The sequence below is a fragment of the Streptomyces sp. NPDC048290 genome (assembly GCF_040652095.1).
In the GTDB taxonomy this organism is placed as follows: Bacteria; Actinomycetota; Actinomycetes; order Streptomycetales; family Streptomycetaceae; genus Streptomyces.
This window is the reverse complement of record NZ_JBEZLM010000005.1, coordinates 119,127-139,563: the sequence shown is the minus strand read 5'-3', so window position 1 is coordinate 139,563 and position 20,437 is coordinate 119,127. Positions and strand designations below refer to the sequence as shown.

Annotated in this window: 18 protein-coding genes and 2 tRNA genes; 12 read left to right on the top strand and 8 right to left on the bottom strand. The window is 72.4% G+C overall.

The window, feature by feature from the left end; genetic code table 11:
- Positions 1 to 6 precede the first annotated feature (6 nt).
- Both AB0D49_RS10055 and AB0D49_RS10050 read left to right on the top strand, forming a co-directional pair.
- Positions 7 to 828 (top strand): aminodeoxychorismate lyase, encoded by an 822-nt coding sequence (locus AB0D49_RS10055; protein WP_362753771.1) that lies wholly within the window; start codon positions 7 to 9, stop codon positions 826 to 828.
- Positions 829 to 893: 65 nt separating this feature from the next.
- Positions 894 to 1,718: a GNAT family N-acetyltransferase gene (locus AB0D49_RS10050; protein WP_362753768.1), complete on the top strand. Its 825-nt coding sequence runs from the start codon at positions 894 to 896 to the stop codon at positions 1,716 to 1,718.
- 9 nt (positions 1,719 to 1,727) lie between these two features.
- Here the strand turns inward: AB0D49_RS10050 and AB0D49_RS10045 are convergent, their stop codons facing one another.
- Complete coding sequence (locus AB0D49_RS10045) at positions 1,728 to 2,249, bottom strand: DsbA family protein (RefSeq protein ID WP_362753764.1); 522 nt, start codon at positions 2,247 to 2,249, stop codon at positions 1,728 to 1,730.
- A 210-nt stretch (positions 2,250 to 2,459) separates the two neighbouring features.
- Here AB0D49_RS10045 and AB0D49_RS10040 point away from each other — a divergent pair, with 210 nt between their 5' ends.
- Together AB0D49_RS10040 and AB0D49_RS10035 are read left to right on the top strand one after the other, a co-directional pair.
- Positions 2,460 to 2,906, top strand: coding sequence for a hypothetical protein (locus AB0D49_RS10040; RefSeq protein ID WP_362753761.1), 447 nt, complete (start codon positions 2,460 to 2,462; stop codon positions 2,904 to 2,906).
- 611 nt (positions 2,907 to 3,517) lie between these two features.
- Positions 3,518 to 3,670 (top strand): hypothetical protein, encoded by a 153-nt coding sequence (locus tag AB0D49_RS10035; protein ID WP_362753758.1) that lies wholly within the window; start codon positions 3,518 to 3,520, stop codon positions 3,668 to 3,670.
- A gap of 212 nt (positions 3,671 to 3,882) precedes the next feature.
- On the opposite strand, the gene AB0D49_RS10030 is transcribed toward AB0D49_RS10035, so the two are convergent.
- Entirely contained in the window at positions 3,883 to 4,443 is a 561-nt protein-coding gene (locus tag AB0D49_RS10030; protein ID WP_362753755.1) for a CGNR zinc finger domain-containing protein, read from the bottom strand.
- A 314-nt stretch (positions 4,444 to 4,757) separates the two neighbouring features.
- Positions 4,758 to 5,171, bottom strand: a complete 414-nt coding sequence (locus AB0D49_RS10025) for an SsgA family sporulation/cell division regulator (RefSeq protein WP_004002642.1) — start codon at positions 5,169 to 5,171, stop codon at positions 4,758 to 4,760.
- 191 nt (positions 5,172 to 5,362) lie between these two features.
- Here AB0D49_RS10025 and AB0D49_RS10020 point away from each other — a divergent pair, with 191 nt between their 5' ends.
- Together AB0D49_RS10020 and AB0D49_RS10015 are read left to right on the top strand one after the other, a co-directional pair.
- Positions 5,363 to 5,827 (top strand): TIGR02611 family protein, encoded by a 465-nt coding sequence (locus AB0D49_RS10020; protein WP_362753752.1) that lies wholly within the window; start codon positions 5,363 to 5,365, stop codon positions 5,825 to 5,827.
- Positions 5,828 to 5,926: 99 nt separating this feature from the next.
- Positions 5,927 to 5,998: transfer RNA gene (locus AB0D49_RS10015), tRNA-Val, on the top strand.
- Positions 5,999 to 6,275: 277 nt separating this feature from the next.
- On the opposite strand, the gene AB0D49_RS10010 is transcribed toward AB0D49_RS10015, so the two are convergent.
- Positions 6,276 to 8,666, bottom strand: a complete 2,391-nt coding sequence (locus tag AB0D49_RS10010; RefSeq protein ID WP_362753749.1) for a hypothetical protein — start codon at positions 8,664 to 8,666, stop codon at positions 6,276 to 6,278.
- A 214-nt stretch (positions 8,667 to 8,880) separates the two neighbouring features.
- Between AB0D49_RS10010 and AB0D49_RS10005 the strand changes: the two genes are divergently transcribed.
- Entirely contained in the window at positions 8,881 to 9,339 is a 459-nt protein-coding gene (locus tag AB0D49_RS10005) for an SRPBCC family protein (protein WP_362754570.1), read from the top strand.
- A gap of 39 nt (positions 9,340 to 9,378) precedes the next feature.
- Positions 9,379 to 9,450: transfer RNA gene (locus tag AB0D49_RS10000), tRNA-Val, on the top strand.
- A 69-nt stretch (positions 9,451 to 9,519) separates the two neighbouring features.
- Here AB0D49_RS10000 and AB0D49_RS09995 read toward each other — a convergent pair.
- A complete protein-coding gene (locus AB0D49_RS09995) occupies positions 9,520 to 10,245 on the bottom strand; it encodes a 3'-5' exonuclease (RefSeq protein WP_362753746.1) in 726 nt (241 codons plus the stop codon).
- Positions 10,246 to 10,487: 242 nt separating this feature from the next.
- Here AB0D49_RS09995 and AB0D49_RS09990 point away from each other — a divergent pair, with 242 nt between their 5' ends.
- The 3 genes from AB0D49_RS09990 (at position 10,488) to thrS (ending at position 14,679) form a co-directional block, all read left to right on the top strand.
- The gene (locus AB0D49_RS09990; RefSeq protein WP_362753744.1) at positions 10,488 to 11,054 is read left to right on the top strand and encodes a DUF4365 domain-containing protein; all 567 of its coding nucleotides are present in this window, start codon (positions 10,488 to 10,490) and stop codon (positions 11,052 to 11,054) included.
- On the top strand, positions 11,051 to 12,277 hold the full coding sequence (locus AB0D49_RS09985; RefSeq protein ID WP_362753741.1) for a hypothetical protein: 1,227 nt from the start codon (positions 11,051 to 11,053) through the stop codon (positions 12,275 to 12,277). The genes AB0D49_RS09990 and AB0D49_RS09985 overlap by 4 nt, the downstream gene beginning before the upstream one ends.
- Positions 12,278 to 12,702: 425 nt before the next feature.
- Positions 12,703 to 14,679, top strand: a complete 1,977-nt coding sequence (gene thrS / locus AB0D49_RS09980; RefSeq protein ID WP_362753738.1) for a threonine--tRNA ligase — start codon at positions 12,703 to 12,705, stop codon at positions 14,677 to 14,679.
- A 128-nt stretch (positions 14,680 to 14,807) separates the two neighbouring features.
- Here the strand turns inward: thrS and AB0D49_RS09975 are convergent, their stop codons facing one another.
- The gene (locus AB0D49_RS09975) at positions 14,808 to 15,470 is read right to left on the bottom strand and encodes a potassium channel family protein (RefSeq protein WP_362753735.1); all 663 of its coding nucleotides are present in this window, start codon (positions 15,468 to 15,470) and stop codon (positions 14,808 to 14,810) included.
- Between the two features lie 85 nt (positions 15,471 to 15,555).
- Between AB0D49_RS09975 and AB0D49_RS09970 the strand changes: the two genes are divergently transcribed.
- Entirely contained in the window at positions 15,556 to 16,116 is a 561-nt protein-coding gene (locus tag AB0D49_RS09970) for an HIT domain-containing protein (RefSeq protein WP_362753732.1), read from the top strand.
- 71 nt (positions 16,117 to 16,187) lie between these two features.
- Here AB0D49_RS09970 and AB0D49_RS09965 read toward each other — a convergent pair whose 3' ends face one another.
- Entirely contained in the window at positions 16,188 to 17,843 is a 1,656-nt protein-coding gene (locus AB0D49_RS09965) for a hypothetical protein (RefSeq protein ID WP_362753729.1), read from the bottom strand.
- A 221-nt stretch (positions 17,844 to 18,064) separates the two neighbouring features.
- Positions 18,065 to 20,260: an elongation factor G-like protein EF-G2 gene (locus AB0D49_RS09960; protein WP_362753726.1), complete on the bottom strand. Its 2,196-nt coding sequence runs from the start codon at positions 20,258 to 20,260 to the stop codon at positions 18,065 to 18,067.
- Positions 20,261 to 20,437: the final 177 nt, after the last annotated feature.

The window sequence follows — 20,437 nt, the reverse complement described above, 5'->3', positions numbered from 1 at the left end:
GCACCAGTGAAGCTATGGCTCGACGGCGGACTCCAGGACGTCGACTCCGCCCGTGTCTCCGTCTTCGACCACGGGCTGACCGTGGGCGACGGCATCTTCGAGACGGTGAAGGCGGTCGACGGCACGCCCTTCGCGCTCACCCGGCACCTCGACCGGCTGAGCCGCTCCGCGCGGGGCCTCGGTCTGCCCGAGCCCGACCTCGACGAGGTCCGCCGGGCCTGCGCCGCCGTCCTCGCCGCCAACCCCATGCCGCTCGGCCGGCTGCGCATCACCTACACCGGCGGCCACGGCCCGCTCGGCTCCGACCGCGGCACCCATGGCCCGACCCTGGTCGTCGCCGTCGGCCCGACCACCCGCCGCCCGGACTCCACGGCCGCGATCACCGTCCCCTGGACCCGCAACGAGCGCGGCGCCCTGACCGGCCTGAAGACCACCTCGTACGCGGAGAACGTGGTCGCGCTGGCACGGGCGCAGGAACAGGGGGCCAGCGAGGCGCTGTTCGGGAACACGGTCGGGCAGTTGTGCGAGGGCACGGGGTCCAATGTGTTCGTGGTGCTCGACGGCCAGATCCACACCCCGCCGCTCGCCTCCGGCTGTCTCGCGGGCATCACCCGCGCGCTCGCCGTGGAGTGGACCGGCGCCAAGGAGGCCGATCTGCCGCTGGACGTGCTCGGCCGGGCCGACGAGGTCTTCCTCACCTCCACCCTGCGGGACGTCCAGGCCGTGCACCGGCTCGACGGCCGTGACCTGCCTGGCGTCACCGGCCCGGTGACCGCGAAGGCCATGCGGATCTTCGACGAGCGCGCCGGGGACGATCTCGACCCCTGAGCCGGTCCCGCGCGGGCGCCCGGAAAATCGTTCCGGTCGGGCCGTCGTGGTCGGGTAGAACACCCATGATGACCACCACCCTGCGGCCGACCGAGCCGCTCCAGCGCGCCACCGACGGGGCGCTCTCCCGCCGCTTCCAGGTGTGCGTGAACAGCCGCCCCGTCGGAACGCTGCACCTCGCCACCGACCCGGTCTTCGGCCCGGCGGTCGCCTCGATCGACGCCCTGCACATCGACGAGCCCGACCGCCGGCGCGGCCGGGGCACGGTCGGCGCGCTGGCCGCCGAGGAGGTCGCCCGTGGCTGGGGCTGCGGCCGGATCGAGATCACCGTGCCCGCCGACGGCCCCGCGCTGCGGATGGTCACCTCACTCGGCTACACCGTGCGCAACACCGGCATGGCCAAGGACCTCGGCCCGGACGCCCCCGCACTGCCGCCCGGCAGCACCGGACGGGCCATGACCGGGGACGACTACGACGCCTGGTACCGCACGGCCGTCGCCAAGTACGCCCGTGACTGGGCCGAGCGCGGGGTCCCCGTCGACCAGGCCGAGGCGAAGGCCCGCCGCGACCACGAGACCCTGCTCCCACGGGGCGCGCACACCCCGGACATGCTGCTCAGCGTCCTGGAACACGAGAACACCCCGGTCGGCACCCTCTGGCTGGCCCTCCAGCGGGAACGGGCGTTCGTGTACGACGTCGAGGCCGATCCGGCGTACCGGGGGCGCGGTCACGGCCGGTCCCTGATGCTGCTGGCCGAGGCCCAGGCAGTGGCGGCCGGCCGCCGCCGCGTCGCCCTCAATGTCTTCGCCGGGAACACCCCCGCCGAGCGGCTCTACGACTCGCTCGGGTACGTCCCGACCAGCTACAGCCTGTTCAAGCCGCTGCTCTGAGGGGCCTGGTCAGTCCTGCCCGGCGAGCAGCCGGTCGGCGATCTCCTCGACGCGCTCGCGCAGCCCGTCCTGGCTCTTGCCGCCGTCAAGCCGCTCCCCGCCGATGACATACGTGGGGGTGCCGGTCACGCCGATGGCCTTGCCCTCGGCCTGGTCGGCGTCCACGGTGAGGATGTGCCGCCCGTCGATCAGCGCGGTGTCGAACTCCTCGGCGTCCAGGCCCAGTTCCCCGGCCACCTCGACCAGCAGGGGTTCTCCCTTACGGCCCAGGTCCGCCGTCCGGCCGAGCACCGCCTCGACGTACGGCCGGCCCTGTCCCTGGGCGTACGCCTCCTCGGCGGCCTGCGCGGCGGCGAAGGCGTGTCGGTTCTTCTCCAGCGGGAAGTGCCGCAGCCGTACCTCCAGCCGGTCGCCGTAGCGGGCGCGCAGCGCGTGGAGGTCGGTCAGGGCGGTGTGGCAGTCCGGGCACTGGAGATCGCACCAGACGTCGAGGACGACGGGCGGGACGGGGGCGGGGGAGGAGTCGCTCATGGGGCCAGTCTCGCAGCCGGGGGCGGTGCCGCCCGCCTCGGGCGGGGCTCCGGGGACGGTCTCCCGGGGCGGCGGGAACGACCTTGGGAGGAGATCGAACCCGGAGATGTCCCTGATGTCCCGCTGGGGCATGGCCCGGGAGCGGGGGGACGGTGCAGGATGGAAGGGACGAAAACCCTTTCGCTCGAGTCGGCCTGCCTGGAGGACCGGATGATTGCCGAGACCGTCTGTTCCGCCGTCGCCGCGGCCGGACTGGGCATCGCCGCGATCACGGCGTACCGCAAGCGCTTCCTGGCGGCCACACGGATCGCCGCCTACTCGCTGGTGCCGCTGGGCCTGGTGATGACCGGTGTCGTCCAGTGGGCCGCGGACACCGCGTTCAGCCCGGTGGCCTGGGCCGGTTTCGGTGTGCTCGGCGCCGCCTGGGTGCTGTTCGCGAGCACCCGTGCCGTGGAGCGGCGCCGGGGCGGCACCCGCAAGGAGCGCAAGGCCGCCGCCGCCCAGGCCGCCCAGGCGGAGGCCGTCGCCCCGCGCGCCTCGGCGCCCTCCCTGGGGGCAGCGACCCGCCCGACCGCCCGCCCGAAGGGCACACAGCAGCCCACGTCGTCGGAGGACTTCAGCGACATCGAGGCGATCTTGAAGAAGCACGGGATCTGATCGGGGGAGTGGGGGAGCCGGGGGATCGGGGGAGTCGCGATCTTGTGGACCGCGGGAGCCTGATAGCGCGTGAGCGTGTGGCTGCGCCGGCCTGTGGGCGCGCGGCTCCAAGACCCTGGGCTTCTGCGATCCTGCGCCCGGTGGCCCGGTGGCCCGGTGGCCCGGTGGCCCGGTGGCCCGGTGGCCCGGTGGCCCGGGTAGGCCCGTGTCCTCCCCTCGTGACCCCGTGAGCGGCGGCTGAGGCGCCTGCGGTCTTCCGGGGACCCCGGCGACCAGCTCTGGCTCGCCGCCCCCTTGCGGTCCTGCAAGTGCTGCCCCCCGGTGTCCCCACTCTGGACACCGGTCCCCACCCTGGACACCGGTCTCCGCCCCGGACACCGGGCCTCCACGCTCCACACCGGGCCTCCGCCCTGGACGCCGTGCGCCCGCCCGGACGCCCCAGGTCCGCCCGCCCGTTCCCCCCTCACCCCCCCCTCACCCCCCGCCCTCACCCCCCGCGCCCGCCCCATAACCCGTCGTGGCCCTCCCTGTCACGGGTTCCGGCGAACTACCCCTTTCCTCGGGCGTGTTGGATGTGTCAAGGGTGCCTATTGCGCCATCATCACGGCGAGATGCTGGACACGACACAGAGCGAGGCCGCGCCACCTCAGGACGAGCCGCGCGGGTGCCTCTTCGCCCTTTCCCAGCCACCGTTGATGATCTTCCTGACGGTGATCGGGTGTCTGTTCCTCATGGCTGCGCTGCACGACCTGCTGTTGCTGTGAGCCGTACCCGTGGTCCTCGGCGTCACCCGCCGGGGGCCGCGACGGACGGCGCTCTCGACCCGTGTCGCCGGAATGATCTCCGGGGGACCGCCCGCCGGTCACGGTCCGCAGTCACCGCGCGGTCGCCCGACCGTTCGGTCGGGCGCGAGGCGGTGCATCTCGGCCACATCAGGTTGGCGAGATTTTTACCCGTCGTCCGTCGTCCGGACCGTTCAGCCCGTGGCCTCGCGGCGTCGCGCCCGGTAGGCGGCCACATGCAGCCGGTTGCCGCAGGTGCGGCTGTCGCAGTAGCGGCGGGAGCGATTGCGGGAGAGGTCCACGAAGGCGTGCCGGCAGTCCGGCGCCTCGCAGCGGCGCAGCCGCTCCCGCTCCCCGGCGACCACGAAGAAGGCCAGCGCCATGCCGCAGTCCGCCGCCAGGTGGTCGGCGACCGAGGCGCCGGGCGCGAAGTAGTGGACATGCCAGTCGTAGCCGTCGTGGTCGGTGAGGCGCGGTGTGGTGCCCGCGGCGGCGACCAGGTCGTTGATCATTCCGGCGGCCACCCGGGAGTCCGGTGCCGTGAGGATCGTGGTGAAGCGGCCCCGGATCTTGCGGACCGCGGCGAGGTCGAACTCCGAGAGCACACCGGTGTCGCTGATCTTGTGATTGCGCACGAACTCTTCGAGTGCGGCGAGGTCCGCCAGTCCGTCCGGGGTCTCGTCGTCCTCCGGGGCGGTGTTCACCAGATCCACCACGGTGTCGAGGGCGCACCGGGTGTCGTGGGTGATCAGCACGTTTCGCTCCCTGGCCTGGGGTCGGGCGGGCGCCCGCCGATGCTGGCCGATGGTAGTGGCTCCGTGGCCGAAGGCCAGTGGCCCGGCGCCACGCACGGCTTGGCCGTACAACGCCGGGGCGGCGGGATGCGTTCCCGGCCCCTGGCGGCACCGTGGGGAGCGGCGCGGACACGCACAGTGCACCGGCGCCGGGCCGCGGTGGTCCGCGGCGCCGGCGCCGGTGTATGCCCTATGCGGTTGTGGTGAGCGGTTGTCTTGGCCCGAGCCGTCTCCCCGAGTTGGACGGCGCCGGGCGGCTCTGTGGGGCTCCCGCCCTAGCTTTCCGCCAGGATGTGCGAGAGCTCCTGATCCAGATCGAAGTGCCGGTGTTCCGTGCCGGGCGGCACGGCGGCGTCGGTTCGCTTCAGGAACGACTCCAGGGCCCGCGCGGGGGCCTCCAGCAGGGCCTCGCCCTCGGGCGAGCTGAGGGCGATGCACACGACGCCCTGACCATGACTGCGCGACGGCCAGACGCGGACGTCGCCGGTGCCGGTGGGGCGATGCAGCCCCTCGGCGAGGAGGTCGCGGGCGAACACCCACTCGACGGTCTCCTCGGCTCCGGTGTGGAAGGTGGCGTGCACGGCGTAGGGGTCGGCCGTGTCGTACCGCAGGCCCGCGGGGACGGGCAGGGAGGACTCGCTCGACACAACGAGGCGCAGGTGCAGCTCGCAGCTGACCGTGGTGTTCATAAGCGCCAGGGCCTTTCGCTCAGTGTGCGCTCGGGGATTCGCACGTCGGCGAAATCGACATGCCACCTACGGTGCCGTTGTAAACCCCTCTGAGTGTTTTGCCTGTCTTTACGTAACTCTTCCGGCCGAGAACCTCTTGATGGGGTACGACCATTCCGGTGACCGGATTCGCTCGGGTAAGGTCTGGCTGTATGAATACGGGGCGTAACGAGCTGGGCGAGGTCGCCGTGGCCACTGACGACATCGGTACGGACCAGGCCGCGGACGGCGCGAAGGGGGAGCGCGCGCTGGGGTCGCGGGCGCCGGATTTCATCAAGGCGCGGCGGCTGCTGCACGTGAGCTGGCAGGTCGGGGTCTTCGTGGTGGGCCTCGCCGTGGTGGTCGCCGGCATCATCATGCTGCCGCTGCCGGGACCCGGCTGGGTGGTGATCTTCGGCGGCATGGCGATCTGGGCGACCGAGTTCGTCTGGGCCCAGCTGGTGCTGCGCTGGACGAAGCGCAAGGTGACCGAGGCCGCGCAGCGCGCCCTGGACCCCAAGGTCAGGCGCCGCAACATCATCCTCACCACGATCGGTCTGGTGATCATCGGGGTGCTGTGCGGGATCTATCTGTGGAAGTTCGGCTTCGTGATGCCCTGGAGCATCAAGAACCAGTGACCGGACGGGTCGGCCGCGGCGCCGGGGCGGAGTGGCGCCGGCCGGTCCCGCGGTGGTCACGGCCGGCGTCTGACATGGGGTAATGTTCGTCCTGCGTCCGGGCGATTAGCTCAGTGGGAGAGCGCTTCGTTCACACCGAAGAGGTCACTGGTTCGAACCCAGTATCGCCCACCCGGACCGACGGCCCGTCTGCGAGCAGCAGACGGGCCGTCGGTGTTTTCGCTGTCCCCCCGCGCTCGGGGCGGCCCCGCGCGGATGCCCCCACGGCAAGCGGATGGTGACGGTCCGTTACCTGATCAATGCCTTCCGCGTCCCACCCGGCTCTTATCTCTCATTTAGGAAGAAGGGTCTGAGCTGGGTGGTCGAAGGAAATCCCGGAACAATTCCCGGAACTCCACCGCATTTCCCCGGAACGGTCGGGAGGCGCATAGTCGCCGGTGATCGATGGCTAGTCCATCTTCCCCAGCACCTCCCGCACCTTGCGCACGTCCCGCAGGCGCTGTTCATAGGTGGAGCCCAGGGTGAGCAGCAGCAGACCGGCCAGCGCGGGCGGCACCCAGCGCGGCAGCAGCCCGGCCACCTGCACCAGATACGGGGCGAGTTCATGCAGCGTGACCAGCAGCAGCACCGAACCCCCCAGCACCAGCGGGGCCAGCAGCCGCGACCGCGCCCCGGCCAGGGTGAGGACCAGCGCCGCCCCGCCCAGCAGCAGCGGACGCAGCCAGTGCGTGTCCCCCCAGGCCATGACCAGGCTCGGCAGCAGCGTCACCGACAGCCCCGGACCGTACGCCACCCAGGACGAGGTCCGTGGATCGCTGTGCCGGAACAGCAGCCCGACCAGCAGCGCCGGGACGGTGAGCGGCAGGGTGTACGCCTCCGGGGTCTCCACCTCCCACGCCAGCAGCCGCACCCAGCTCGCCAGCACGAACAGCCCCGTCGCCAGCCAGCCCGCCACCCGGCGCCGCTCCGGACGCAGCGCCGTGCCCGCCGCGATCACCCCGCACAGCCCGATCACCAGGGCCAGCATGGGCGGGTCGGCCACCGCGTGCTCGATCGCGACCAGCGCGGCCGTGGCGCCCGCCAGTTCCAGGCCCAGCCGCGTGCCGCCCTCGGCGCGCGGGGCCAGCAGCGCCGCCGCCACCGGCACCAGCAGCACCAGGAGCGCCACCGAGGCCGGGGCCCACCACAGCGACGCGCCCACCGAGTCCGCCAGCGCCGTCGCCCACGCCAGGGCCAGCACCGCCGCGACCGTCCGGCGCACCCCGGCCGCCTCCAGCGCGACCGCCGTGAACAGGGCCGTCAGAAACGCCAGTACCGCGAGCGTGGCCGGTTCCGAGGCCAGCGCCAGCAGCGTGAGCACGCCCGCCGTGACCGCCGCCAGCACCAGCGGCACGAGCCGCCGCATCGCCAGCAGCCCCACCGTCACCGCACCGAGCAGCACCAGCGTCACCCCGTACGGCAGCTCCAGGATGTGCGGGGACACCATGACCGCCGCCCAGACCAGACCGAGCGCGCCCAGCAGCGCCTTCGGACGCCACGCCGGGTCACGGACCACCACCGCCGCCAGCGCGGCCACCATCAGCAGCACCACCGGCGCCGCCGCCGCGTCCGCCGGCCACACCGGCCGACCCTCGGCCGGGAACAGCGAACCGCTCGGCGCGCCCAGCCAGACGAACCCCAGCCAACGGGCCGGACCCAGCAGCGCCTCCATGAGGACCGGCGCCGTCCACAGCAGCGCCGCGCCCTGCACCCCCACCGACGCCCAGACCAGCCCCCGCCGTACCGGCTCCGGCAGACCCCCCGCCCGCCACGCGGCCAGCAGCGCCATCCCGCACACCAGATGGAGCGGCACGTTCCAGGTCTCCGGGAGCAGCACCCGGGGCAGCACCGCCACCGCCGGGACCGCCAGCACCCCGCCGGTGACCGCGAGACCCAGCGCCAGCCCCGGCACCGGCACCCGCCACGCCGCGGCCAGCGGGATCGCCGCCGCGAAGAGAAGGAGCGCCGCCGCACGGGCGGCGGCGCTCGGACCGGTGGCCGTCCACACCAGCCAGCCGGCCGTCAGCACGCCCCAGCCGCCCATCCCGTACGCCCCCACCGCGGCGGTGACGCGTACCGGCGGGGCGGTCTTCCAGAGCGCCACAACCGTGTCCAGCGCCGCCGTCACCAGCAGCGCCGTGATGATCCCGTACGGCAGCGCGTCCGCCGCCACCGCCCACAGCATCAGCGGGAGTTGCGCCGCGCACAACGCCGCCGGGAGCGGCAGCAGCAGCGGCGTACCGGTGAGCCGCGCGAGGCCCGTCCCGTACGCCGCCCAGCCCGCCGCCAGGACGGTCGCCGTTACCGCCGCGTACGCCGTGCCCGGGGTGTCCGCGAGCGCCACCTCGTGCAGCGCGTACGCGTCCAGCACCGTCAGCGCCAGGCCCAGGCCCGCCACCGTCTCGGCCGTCGCCCGCAGCCCCCGGCGCAGCAGCGCCACCGGCACCGCCAGCGCCGTCGCGGTGACCGCGGCCAGCACCAGCGCGCGCCCCGCGATCCCCAGATCACCCCAGCTGACCAGGGTGAACGCCACCGCGGCGAGGGTGAGCAGGATGCCGCCGAGCAGCAGTAGCAGGTTCTGGACGCCGGGCGTCGACGCCTCGGGGACCCGGGCGGCGGACAGGCCCGCCACCGGGGACGAAGGGGGCGGCACGGCCGCCGGGCCGGACCGCGGCGCGCCCTGGAGCTGCGCCACGAGCCAGGCGCGCCGTGCCAGCAGGTGGCTCCGGCGCGCGTCGAGCCAGGACAGCTCGGCGTCCAGGAGCCGCAACTCCTCGGCCGGTGGCGGAATCTGTGTCATGCCAGGGAGTGTGGCCGCCGTCACGTCGCCCGGCATGAGCGCACATACTCAGAACGTACTCAGATGGGCGGCTGCGGCGGACTCGCCCAATTACCGGATGGACCGGATGGGCTGCGTGGGCCGCATCGGCTGGATGGGCTGGGTGGGCCGCATGGACTGGATCGACCGGAAGGGCTGGATCGACCGGATGCGCTGGACGGACCGGATAGACCGGATGGGCTGGAGTCACTACCGCTTCCGCAGCCTCTGGGTCCTGCCCGCGCCGCCCGGCACGGTCTACGCCGTCCTGGAGCGAGCCGAGGAGTACCCGCGCTGGTGGCGCCAGGTGCGCGCCATCGACCGCTTCGACGCCACCTCGGGCCAGGTCACCATCCGCTCCTTCCTGCCGTACGACATGACCTTCACCGCGCGGGCCACCCGGCGGGACCCGGACGCCGGGGTGCTGGAGGTCGCGCTGTCCGGCGATGTCGAGGGCTGGGCGCGCTGGACCGTCACCGCCCACGGCACGGGCACCCTCGCCCGCTACGACCAGGAGGTCGAGGTGCGCAAGACGCTGCTGCGGCGGCTCGCCGTACCGGGCAGGCCCCTCTTCCGCGCCAACCACGCGCACATGATGCGCTCCGGGCGGCGCGGACTGCGCGCGCTGCTCGGGGAGCCCGGCCAAGCGGTTTGAAGGAAGCCCGCCGGGGCCTGTATGGTTCAGTCCGTTCCCGGGCGATTAGCTCAGTGGGAGAGCGCTTCGTTCACACCGAAGAGGTCACTGGTTCGAACCCAGTATCGCCCACCGGGAAAGGCCGGTCCGCCACAGCGGACCGGCTTTTTTTGTATCTTCCTTCTTGCTCGCGCCCTACGGTCAGGCCGCCGCCGGCAGCTCCGGGCGCATCGGCCACGCCGGGTCCACCGCCTCCTCGCTGCCGCTGCGCGCGAACCACGCCTGGAGCCCGCGCGCCTGAGCCGCGTGCCACACCGCCTGCAGGGTGTGCAGCTCCGCCGGGGACAGCCGCTCCAGCCGCCCCGCGAACCGCCGCCCTATCGCCCGGACGACGTCCAGGGACGCCTGGGCGTCCGCCGCCGCGTCATGGGCGCCGTCCAGCGTGACGCCGTAGTGCACGCACAGGTCCGTCAGGGTGCGGCGGCCCTTGCGGTAGCGGTCCAGATGCTTGTCCAGGACCCGTGGGTCGAGCACCAGCAGCGGGCTCGCCTCGAACCAGCGCGCGAGCGACGAGGCGCGGTGGCGGCGCAGCTCACGGTCCAGCAGGGTCAGATCGAACGGGGCGTTCATCACCACCAGCGGACGCCCCACGGTCGCCTGTTCGGCGAGCACAGTGGCTATCTCCTGCATCACCGGCGCAGGCCAGCGGCCGTTGCGCGCCAGGTGCTCCTCCGTCAGCCCGTGCACCGCCGTCGCGGCCTCGGGCACCGGCACGCCCGGATTCACCAGCCAGCGGCTCACCCGCGGCCGGCTCCCCGGACCGTCCTGGACGACGAGCGCGGCCGACACGATCCGGTCGGTCTCGACGTCCACGCCTGTCGTCTCCGTGTCGAATGCGGCCAGAGGGCCCTCGTACCAGCACGTCATACGAACACAACTCCTCGTTCACCCACGGCAGCTGACGCACCGTCTTCTGCCCGTTTGGTGATACCCGGGCTGTTTGCGCACTACGCCGGGCGGAGACAACAGAGAAGACAACAGGAGTACAGGTACGCGCAGTTCAGCGGCCTGGGGACACGCCCTGGCGCCGCAGTCGTCGAACCTGCCGCGGAGCCCGTCCATGTCGGCGCCGCGGAGCCCCTCCACACTTCCCGGAAGGCTGTCTGGTCATGGCGATAGCGCAGCCCGAGCGGGGCGGGCTGCTGCCCGAACGCACGGGCCCCCATCGCGGTTCACTCGCCACCACCGCCTGCATGGAGACCCTCCAGGTGGGATATCTCCACGCCGTCGCGGCGGCGGCCGGCTGCTCGCTCTCCCAGCCCTTCCCGGACAACGGCATCGACTGGCACGTCAGCCACAGCGCACCCGGGCACACCGTCGACGACGAGGTCACCATCAAGGTCCAGCTCAAGGCGACCTACCAGATCCCGCCCAACCCGTCCGGCCGCTCCTTCTCCTTCACCCTCGACAACGACCACCTCAGAAAGCTGGCCCGCACCCCGGTCTCGGTGCACAAGATCCTGGTCGTGATGCTCGTCCCGCGCTCCCCGGACGACTGGCTGCGCGCCAGCCACGACCGGCTCGACCTGCGCCACTGCTGCTACTGGGTCAACCTCGCCGGGCAGCCCGTCACGGGCCGGCACCGGACGACCGTACGGATACCGACCGCCAAGATCTTCGACGACCGGGCCCTGTGCGAGATCATGACGCGCGTCGGAACGGGAGGCAGACCATGACGCACCGCCCGCTCGACGACCCGCTCCGCCCCGTACGACCCCACCCCGCCGACCCGTCCTGGCACCGGACCCCCGAACCCGGCCAGGTCGACCCGGCCGTGCTCGGCGCCCTGCTGCGCCGGCACGGCTGGCAGCGGCGCGGCGGGGCCGCCGGACGCTACGGCCGCTGGACCCCGCCGGAACCCGGCGGCCGGACCACCAGCCTGCTCGTCCCGGAGACCCGTGCCTTCCCCGACAGCGACGACCTGCTCGGCGAGGCCCTCGTCGCGCTCGCCCGCAGCGCCTCGCCGTCCGCCCGCGAGATCCTCGTCGGGCTCAGCGTGCCCAGCGACGAGATCAGCTGGTGGCGGGACGTGCCCGCCGGACCCGCCGGAACCGGGCCCTGGACCGTCGAGGAACAGCTGCGCGGCGCCGCCCGCCAGATGCTGCTCGCCGCCGCCCTCGCCACCCGCGCCCGCGCCGGGTACTACGGCCACCGGCACCGGCGCCCCGCCGGAGCCCTGCTCGAACACGTCCTCGTCGGCTCGGCCGCCGGGGGCCGGGCCCTCACCGCCTTCGTGCCCGTCGACACCGGACGCCCCCTCGCCGAACGGCTCCACCAGGCCGTCTACGCGGTCCGTGAGGCCATCGACTACCAGCGGGCCACCGGCGGCATGGACGCCTTCGACGGCGCTGTCGGGGCCGGGGCCAGCCGGGAGCTGACCGAGGCGCTGATCGCGCTGGTCCGGGGCACCGAGGGCGCCCGGGTCGCCGTCGAGTGGGCGCCCGCCGCCGGGGCGCCCGAGGGGGCGGTGGCACCGGCCGAGGCGGTCGAGTTCTCGCCGGGCGACCTGCCGGCCCTGCGCGCGGCGGGCGCCCGCTATCTGCGCGCCGAGCCCTCCGTACCGGTCCGGATCACCGGCACGGTGGTGCGGCTGCGCAGACCACAGCCGCGCGGCGCGGGCACGGTACGGCTGCGGGTGCTGGCCGGGGCGGAGATCCCGCACGTCCGGCTGACCCTGGACGAGGAGGACTACCGCGTCGCCGGACACGCCCATCTGGTGGGACTGCCGATCCGGGTGCAGGGCCGTCTGGAGAGCCGGGGCGGCTTCCGCCGGCTGACCGGGGCGGGGGGTGTCGTACCGGTGCGGGTGGACGAGGAGGAGCGGGATCAGCTGATGAAGTCGTTGCAGGAGTTCGGGGACTTCTTCGAGGAGGCGTGCGGTGGGGAGGAGGGGGGCTGAGGGAGAGGGCTTAGGGGGGAGGGCGGTGGCTGGACGGGACGGGACGGGGCGGTCGGCGGGGCGTGTCGGCGGGCGGGGGACGGGGTGGCGCTCGGTGGAGCAGTCGGCGCTCGGCGGAGGGGGCGGCGCTTGGTGGAGCAGTCGGCGCTCGGTGGAGGGGCGGCGCTTGGAGGAGGGGGCGGCCTTGTGGACCGTCGGCCTCGTCGCGTCGGATGGCGGGGCGTGAGCCAGGTGCCGTCGCTCGGTCGGTGGTCGGTGGTCGGGACGGCCGTCGGCCGGTCGGCGGTGGGGCTGTCCGGTGGGTGAGCCCCCCGGGGCTTGCCCAAACCGTTTCGCGGAGGGCACCGGCGGCTCGGTAGGATCGATGGGCATTGCCCCACATGCCCTGCGCACGAGCGCGGGCCCCCGTCAGTCAGGAGAGACCGGTGTCAGACGTCCGTGTGATCATCCAACGCGATTCCGAGCGGGAAGAGCGCACGGTGACGACGGGCACGACGGCCGCCGACCTCTTCCCCGGTGAGCGCTCGGTCGTCGCCGCGCGCGTGGGCGGCGAGCTGAAGGACCTGGCGTACCCGCTGGACGAGGGCGACGTGGTCGAGCCCGTCGAGATCACCTCCGAGGACGGGCTGAACATCCTGCGCCACTCCACCGCGCATGTCATGGCGCAGGCCGTGCAGGAGCTGTTCCCCGAGGCCAAGCTCGGCATCGGCCCGCCCGTCAAGGACGGCTTCTACTACGACTTCGATGTCGAGAAGCCGTTCACGCCGGAGGATCTCAAGGCCGTCGAGAAGAAGATGCAGGAGATCCAGAAGCGCGGCCAGCGCTTCTCCCGCCGTGTCGTCACCGACCAGGCCGCCCGCGAGGAGCTGGCCGACGAGCCCTACAAGCTGGAGCTGATCGGCCTCAAGGGCTCCGCCTCCAGCGACGACGGGGCGGACGTCGAGGTCGGCGCCGGTGAGCTGACGATCTACGACAACCTGGACGCCAAGACCGGCGAGCTGTGCTGGAAGGACCTGTGCCGCGGCCCGCATCTGCCGTCCACCCGGCTGATCCCGGCGTTCAAGCTGATGCGCAACGCCGCCGCGTACTGGCGGGGCAGCGAGAAGAACCCCATGCTCCAGCGGATCTACGGCACCGCCTGGCCGTCCAAGGACGAGCTGAAGGCGTACCTCGACTTCCTCGCCGAGGCCGAGAAGCGCGACCACCGCAAGCTGGGCAGCGAGCTTGACCTGTTCTCCATCCCGGAGCAGATCGGCTCCGGCCTCGCCGTCTTCCACCCCAAGGGCGGCATCATCCGCCGGGTCATGGAGGACTACTCGCGCCGCCGCCACGAGGAGGAGGGCTACGAGTTCGTCTACACCCCGCACGCCACCAAGGGGAAGCTCTTCGAGACGTCCGGGCACCTGGACTGGTACGCCGACGGCATGTACCCGCCCATGCAGCTCGACGAGGGCGTGGACTACTACCTCAAGCCCATGAACTGCCCGATGCACAACCTGATCTTCGACGCCCGCGGCCGTTCCTACCGTGAACTGCCCCTGCGGCTCTTCGAGTTCGGGACGGTGTACCGGTACGAGAAGTCGGGTGTGGTGCACGGGCTGACCCGGGCACGCGGCTTCACCCAGGACGACGCGCACATCTACTGCACCCGTGAGCAGATGTCCGGCGAGCTGGACCGCACGCTCACCTTCGTGCTGGGGCTGCTGCGGGACTACGGGCTGACGGACTTCTATCTGGAGCTGTCCACCAAAGATCCCGAGAAGTTCGTCGGGTCCGACGAGGCGTGGGAAGAGGCCACCGAGACGCTGCGCCAGGTCGCCGAGAAGCAGGGGCTGCCGCTGGTCCCGGACCCGGGCGGCGCCGCGTTCTACGGGCCGAAGATCTCCGTCCAGACCAAGGACGCCATCGGCCGGACCTGGCAGATGTCGACCATCCAGCTCGACTTCAACCTGCCCGAGCGGTTCGACCTGGAGTACACCGCCGCCGACGGCACCAAGCAGCGGCCCGTGATGATCCACCGCGCGCTGTTCGGCTCCATCGAGCGGTTCTTCGCGGTGCTCCTGGAGCATTACGCGGGGGCGTTCCCGGCGTGGCTGGCGCCGGTGCAGGCGATCGGCATCCCGATCGGCGACGCACATGTGGAGTACCTGGAGAAGTTCGCCGCCGCCGCGAAGCGGCGGGGGCTGCGGGTCGAGGTCGACTCCTCGGCGGACCGGATGCAGAAGAAGATCCGCAACGCCCAGAAGGCCAAGGTGCCGTTCATGGTCATCGCGGGGGACGAGGACATGGCCAACGGGGCGGTGTCCTTCCGGTACCGGGACGGGTCGCAGGAGAACGGCATCCCGGTCGAGGAGGCCATCGAGAAGCTCGTCAAGGTCGTGGAGGAGCGGGCACAGGTCTGACGGCCGAGCGTGCAGAGAGGGCGCCAGGTCTGACGGCCGTGCGCACGGGAGAGGGCGCCAGGTCTGACGGTCGCGCGCGCAGCCGGGTCTGACGGCCGCGCCCCGCGTCGTACGGAGCCCCCGGGAGGTCAGCCTCCCGGGGGCTCCGTCTCGTCCGGTCTGGTGAACCGGTGGATCAGCCAGGACGAGAACGAACCCGTCACCGCCCCCAGCAGCGCCAGCCCGCAGGCCATCATCCCGACCGCGATCAGCCGTCCCAGGGGCGTGATCGGCACGATGTCGCCGTAGCCGACCGTGGCCAGCGTCGAGCAGGTCCACCACACCGCGTCACCGAAGGTCGTCATGGTCGCGCCCGGGGCGTAGCGCTCCTGGGAGTACACGGCGAGCGCGCCGGAGAAGCCGACGAGGACGGCGGACAGCCCGGCATAGACCATGACCCGGCCGTAGAGGGGGAGGCGGGGGCGGCCGTGGTGGCGCTGGACGGCGTCGTAGAAGCGGACGATCCGCAGCGGGCGCAGCAGTGGGAGCAGCAGGGTGACGGTGTCCAGGGGGTGGGTGCGGACGAAGCCCCAGCGGCGTCCGCTGAGCCGCCAGCGCACCGCGTAGTCCAGGAGGAACAGCGCCCAGGCCGCCAGCAGCACGGTCAGGCACAGGTCGTGCCAGCCGGAGGGCAGACCGGGGGCGAGCACAAGGGAGGCGTACGCGCCGAGGAAGCACAGGGCGGCCAGGGCGAGCGGGATCTCGGTCCGGTCCTCCCAGCGGGCGCCCGGCTCGCTGCTGACGTCGTCCATCGGGCCAGCTTGGGGCATCGGCGGGGCCTGGCCGGGGGCGGCTTTCCGCAGTCCCCGGCGACACGCCGCGAACGGGCGAAGCCATATGCTGCTGGGCATGACGAGTGAGCCGGAGCAGCAGATCGGGGTGGGGACGCAGGACGCGTTCCAGCGTCTGTGGACGCCCCACCGGATGGCGTACATCCAGGGCGAGAACAAGCCCACGTCGTCGGAGGCCGGGGACGGCTGCCCGTTCTGCGCGATCCCGGCGAAGTCGGACGAGGACGGGCTGATCGTCAAGCGGGGCGAGCAGGTGTACGCGGTGCTGAATCTCTACCCGTACAACGGCGGGCATCTGATGGCCGTGCCCTATCGGCATGTCGCCGACTACACCGAGCTGACCGCGGGGGAGACGGCGGAGCTGGCGGAGCTGACCAAGCAGGCGATGACGGCGCTGCGGGCGGCGTCCGGGGCGCACGGGTTCAACATCGGGATGAACCAGGGGAGTGTGGCGGGGGCCGGGATCGCCGCCCATCTGCATCAGCACATCGTGCCCCGCTGGGGCGGGGACACGAACTTCATGCCGGTCGTGGGGCACACGCGGGTGCTGCCGCAGCTCCTCGCGGACACCCGGGCGATGCTGGCGGAGGCGTGGCCTTCGGCGTAGGGCGGGTCGGGGGGGCTCCCGGCCGGGCTGTACGGCGTGCCGCACAGCCCGGTGGGCCGTACCGAGGGTGTTCACGCGTCGTACAGGTCGGCCTTCCGCGGGGACGCGTCCTGGACCGCGCCCGACAGGAACGACGAACGGGCGCCGAACTTCTCGGTGTTGACGCCGTTCTCCTTGAGCACCTTGATCGCGGCGGCGTGGACGACCCGCAGCACGGGTGTGGCGGCGCGCAGGGCGTCGTCGGCCATGAAGCGATGGCGCCAGGGCTGATCCGCCCACGCGTGCCGCAGACCGAACGGCTCGGGCAGGCCGACGGAGCCGCCCAGCCAGTTCAGCAGCGGCGGGTACCAGGTCAGCGGGGCGCGCACGGCGAGCCGTACCACCTCGTTGGTGCTGACCAGGGGGAGCTTGACCGTGCGGTTCTCCCAGGGCTTGAACGCCTTCTGGACGGACTTGGTGGGGGCCGAGGACTTGGTGGTGAACAGGGAGTTCACCGGGCCCAGGGCGTGGCCTGTGACCTCGATGCGCAGGGTCGCGTGGAGCACGGTGACGGTGATCATCATGGTGATGACCAGCTGGCCGTCCCACAGGGTCCACTGCACGCCCAGATAGTGCCGGTTGCCCGCGCCGAACTGCTGCTTGTTGCAGATCTCCTGTATCGCGTGCGGCTTGTACTGGAACGCCTCGATGTCGGTGCCCTCGGGGCGGGACACCGATCCGGCGTTCTCCCCGATCGGGGTCACGATCCAGTGGCGTATCGAGGGCGGGGTGAAGCCGCCGGTGTTGAGGGGGCCGCGCTCCAGCATCCGTAGCTGGTCGTGGATCGAGCGGATGACGTCCCAGCTGCGGAAGGGATGGATCTCGCGGTCCGGGTCGGCCGGGGTCAGCTCCTCGGCGAGCTGCCAGGCACCCCAGCGGGTGCCCATGCCGAGTATGCCCTTGGGCCCGGCGTAGAAGACGGAGTTGGACTGCTGCTCGGCGCTCAGCTTGGCCAGCGACTGGCGCAGCTGCTCGGCGGCGGTCTCCCCGGGGTTGCTGGGCACCGCCTCGGGCACCTTGGCGCCGACGCTGCCGCCGGAGAGCAGACTGTCCCAGCGCTCACGCAGGTCCTTGGCGGTGGATTCGCAGACCTGCTTGGCCCAGAACCAGCCGAGGACGGGCAGGGCGACCGCCGCGCGCGCGTACCAGGCCCAGAAGCCGGTCAGCGGCATCCGGATCAGGAAGATCACCGCGACCAGGCCGACGGCGACCAGCAGGGCCGTGGCGAGGGCGGAGGCCCGTTTGTCGTCGCGCTTGTCGATCATCGCGCGGAGCTGGAAGACGCCCAGCCACAGCAGCAGTCCGGGCAGGAACAGCACACCGCAGACCACCATGATCGCCGTGAGCTTGTTGTCGCGTTCGCGGCGGATGCGGTTGGCGGCCAGCGCGTGTTCCACGACGACCTGCGGCTCCGTGCCGAAGGACTGGATCAGCGCGTTGCGGCCCGAGCCCAGCATGCGGTCCACCAGCGCCCGGGAGAACGCCTCTCCGAGGTTCGGCCGGAAGATCGCCGCCCACTTGCGGCCCTCCTTGACCGACGACTTGTGCCAGTCGTTGTCGGCCTTCTTGATGTCGTCGACCGCGTTGTCGCGGTAGGCCATGGAGGCCAGCGCGTACGTCGGGGCCTGGCCGCCGTCGCCCGTGCGGGGCACCTGCGGTCCGAAGATGTCCGCGTAGCCGTTACTCATTCCCGCCCCGATCGCCGCAGAGTCGCTCCTGCCGCACTTCCCGACTTCCCTGCCCCGCACACCTGTTGGCCGGTCGTCCGTCCTGAACGGTGTCCCACCCGGCGTCCCACCTGATCACGTGATCAGCGTAGCCGCCGCCACCGACATCGGGCGGCGGACGGCCGAAGCCGCCCGCCGACGAGGGCCCCGCGACAAGGATCTCCGTGTCACAGGGACAACTCCTAGCCGTCGTGCTCCCGTTCCCGCAGGCGTTCGGCGACCTGTTCGGGCATCGGTTCGTGCCGGGCGTAGGCCCGCTGGAAGCGGGCGGTGCCGTGCGACAGGGAGCGCAGGTCGACGGCGTAGCGGCCGATCTCGATCTCCGGGACCTCGGCGCGGATCAGGGTGCGCCCGCCGCTGGTCTGCTCGGTGCCCAGCACCCGGCCGCGCCGCCCGGACAGATCGCTCATCACGGCGCCCACGTACGCGTCCCCGACCAGCACGGTCACCTCGGCGACCGGCTCCAGCAGATGGATACGGGTCTCCCCGGCGGCCTCGCGCAGGGCCAGCGCGCCCGCCGTCTGGAACGCGGCGTCGGAGGAGTCCACCGAGTGCGCCTTGCCGTCCAGCAGGGTCACCCGCACATCGACCAGCGGATGTCCCGAGGCCACGCCCTTGGCCGCCTGGCCGCGCACGCCCTTCTCGACGGACGGGATGAACTGCCGGGGCACGGCCCCGCCGACCACCTTGTCGACGAACTCGATGCCGGAGCCGTTCGGCAGCGGCTCCACCTCGATCTCACAGATCGCGTACTGTCCGTGCCCGCCGGACTGCTTGACGTGCCGGCCGCGTCCGGCGGCCTTGTCGGCGAAGGTCTCGCGCAGGGACACCTTGTGCGGGACGACGTCCACCTGGACGCCGTAGCGGCCACGCAGCCGTTCCAGGGCGACGTCGGCGTGCGCCTCGCCCAGGCACCACAGGACCACCTGGTGGGTGTGCTGGTTCTGCTCCAGACGCATGGTGGGGTCCTCGGCGACCAGCCGGGACAGCCCCTGGGACAGCTTGTCCTCGTCGGCCTTGCTGTGTGCCTCGATGGCCAGCGGCAGCAACGGGTCCGGCATCTCCCAGGGCACCATGAGCAGCGGGTCGTCCTTGGCGGACAGGGTGTCGCCGGTCTCCGCGCGGCTGAGCTTGGCGACCGCGGCCAGGTCCCCGGCGATGCAGTGCGTCAGGGCCCGCTGCTGCTTGCCGAAGGGGGCGGACAGCGCGCCGACGCGTTCGTCGACGTCATGGTCCTCATGTCCGCGGTCGGCGAGACCGTGCCCGGAGACGTGCACGGTGTCGTCGGCGCGCAGGGTGCCGGAGAAGACCCGGACCAGGGAGACCCGCCCCACGTACGGGTCGGACGACGTCTTGACCACCTCGGCGACCAGCGGCCCGCCCGGATCGCAGGGCTTCAGCTCGCGCGGCTCGCCGCCCACGGTGGTGACCAGCGGCGCGGTGCGCTCCAGAGGGGTCGGGAAGCCGCCGGTGACCAGTTCCAGCAGTTCGACGGTGCCCAGGCCCTGGCGGGCGCCCGGGGCGGCTGGGGCGGCGGCCAGCACGGGGAAGAAGATCCCGCGCGCGACGGCCCGCTCCAGGTCGTCGATGAGGGTCCCCACGTCGAGGGACTCGCCGCCGACGTACCGGTCCATCAGGGACTCGTCCTCGCTCTCCGCGATGATGCCCTCGATCAGCCGGTTCCTGGCCTCCTCGATCAGCGGCAGCCGGGCGGCGTCCGGCGGGGACTCCACCCGGGTGCCGGACGCGTAGTCGAACAGGGTCTGGGAGAGCAGCCCGATCAGCCCGGTCACCGGGGCGTGTCCATCGGGTCCGGCGGGGCCGCGCAGCGGCAGATAGAGCGGGAGCACGGCGTCGGGGTCGTCGCCGCCGAACGCCTCCGCGCAGATCCGGGTCATCTCCTCGAAGTCGGCCCGCGCGGATTCCAGGTGGGTGACGACGATCGCGCGGGGCATGCCGACCGCCGCGCACTCCTCCCACACCATGCGGGTCGCCCCGTCCACGCCGTCCGCCGCGGAGACCACGAAGAGGGCCGCGTCCGCGGCGCGCAGACCGGCCCTCAGCTCCCCGACGAAGTCGGCGTACCCGGGGGTGTCGAGGACGTTGACCTTGATGCCGTTCCATTCGACCGGCACCAGGGACAGCTGTACCGAGCGCTGCTGGCGGTGCTCGATCTCGTCGTAGTCGGAGACGGTGCCGCCGTCCTCCACGCGGCCCGCCCGGTTCACCGCTCCCGCGGTCAGCGCGAGAGCCTCCACCAGCGTCGTCTTGCCCGATCCGGAGTGGCCGACCAGCACCACGTTCCGTACGGACGTGGGATGGTCGGCCGCCCTAGCCCTGCCGGCGGCTCCGGGGTGTGCGTTCGCCTTGTCGCCCATGGCCTTGCCTCCCGTGCACGGTGAGGTCGGTGAGGCGCGGGCGCACCCGGGGGCCGCGGTGGCGGCTCCGGTGACGCCCGCGGTCCTTCGAGCTTTCCACTCCCGTCACGGTGCGTCCATACGGACGACGGGAACCCGACCTGTGCCCGGGGTCGCGTACGGCCGTCCGCGCGGTGC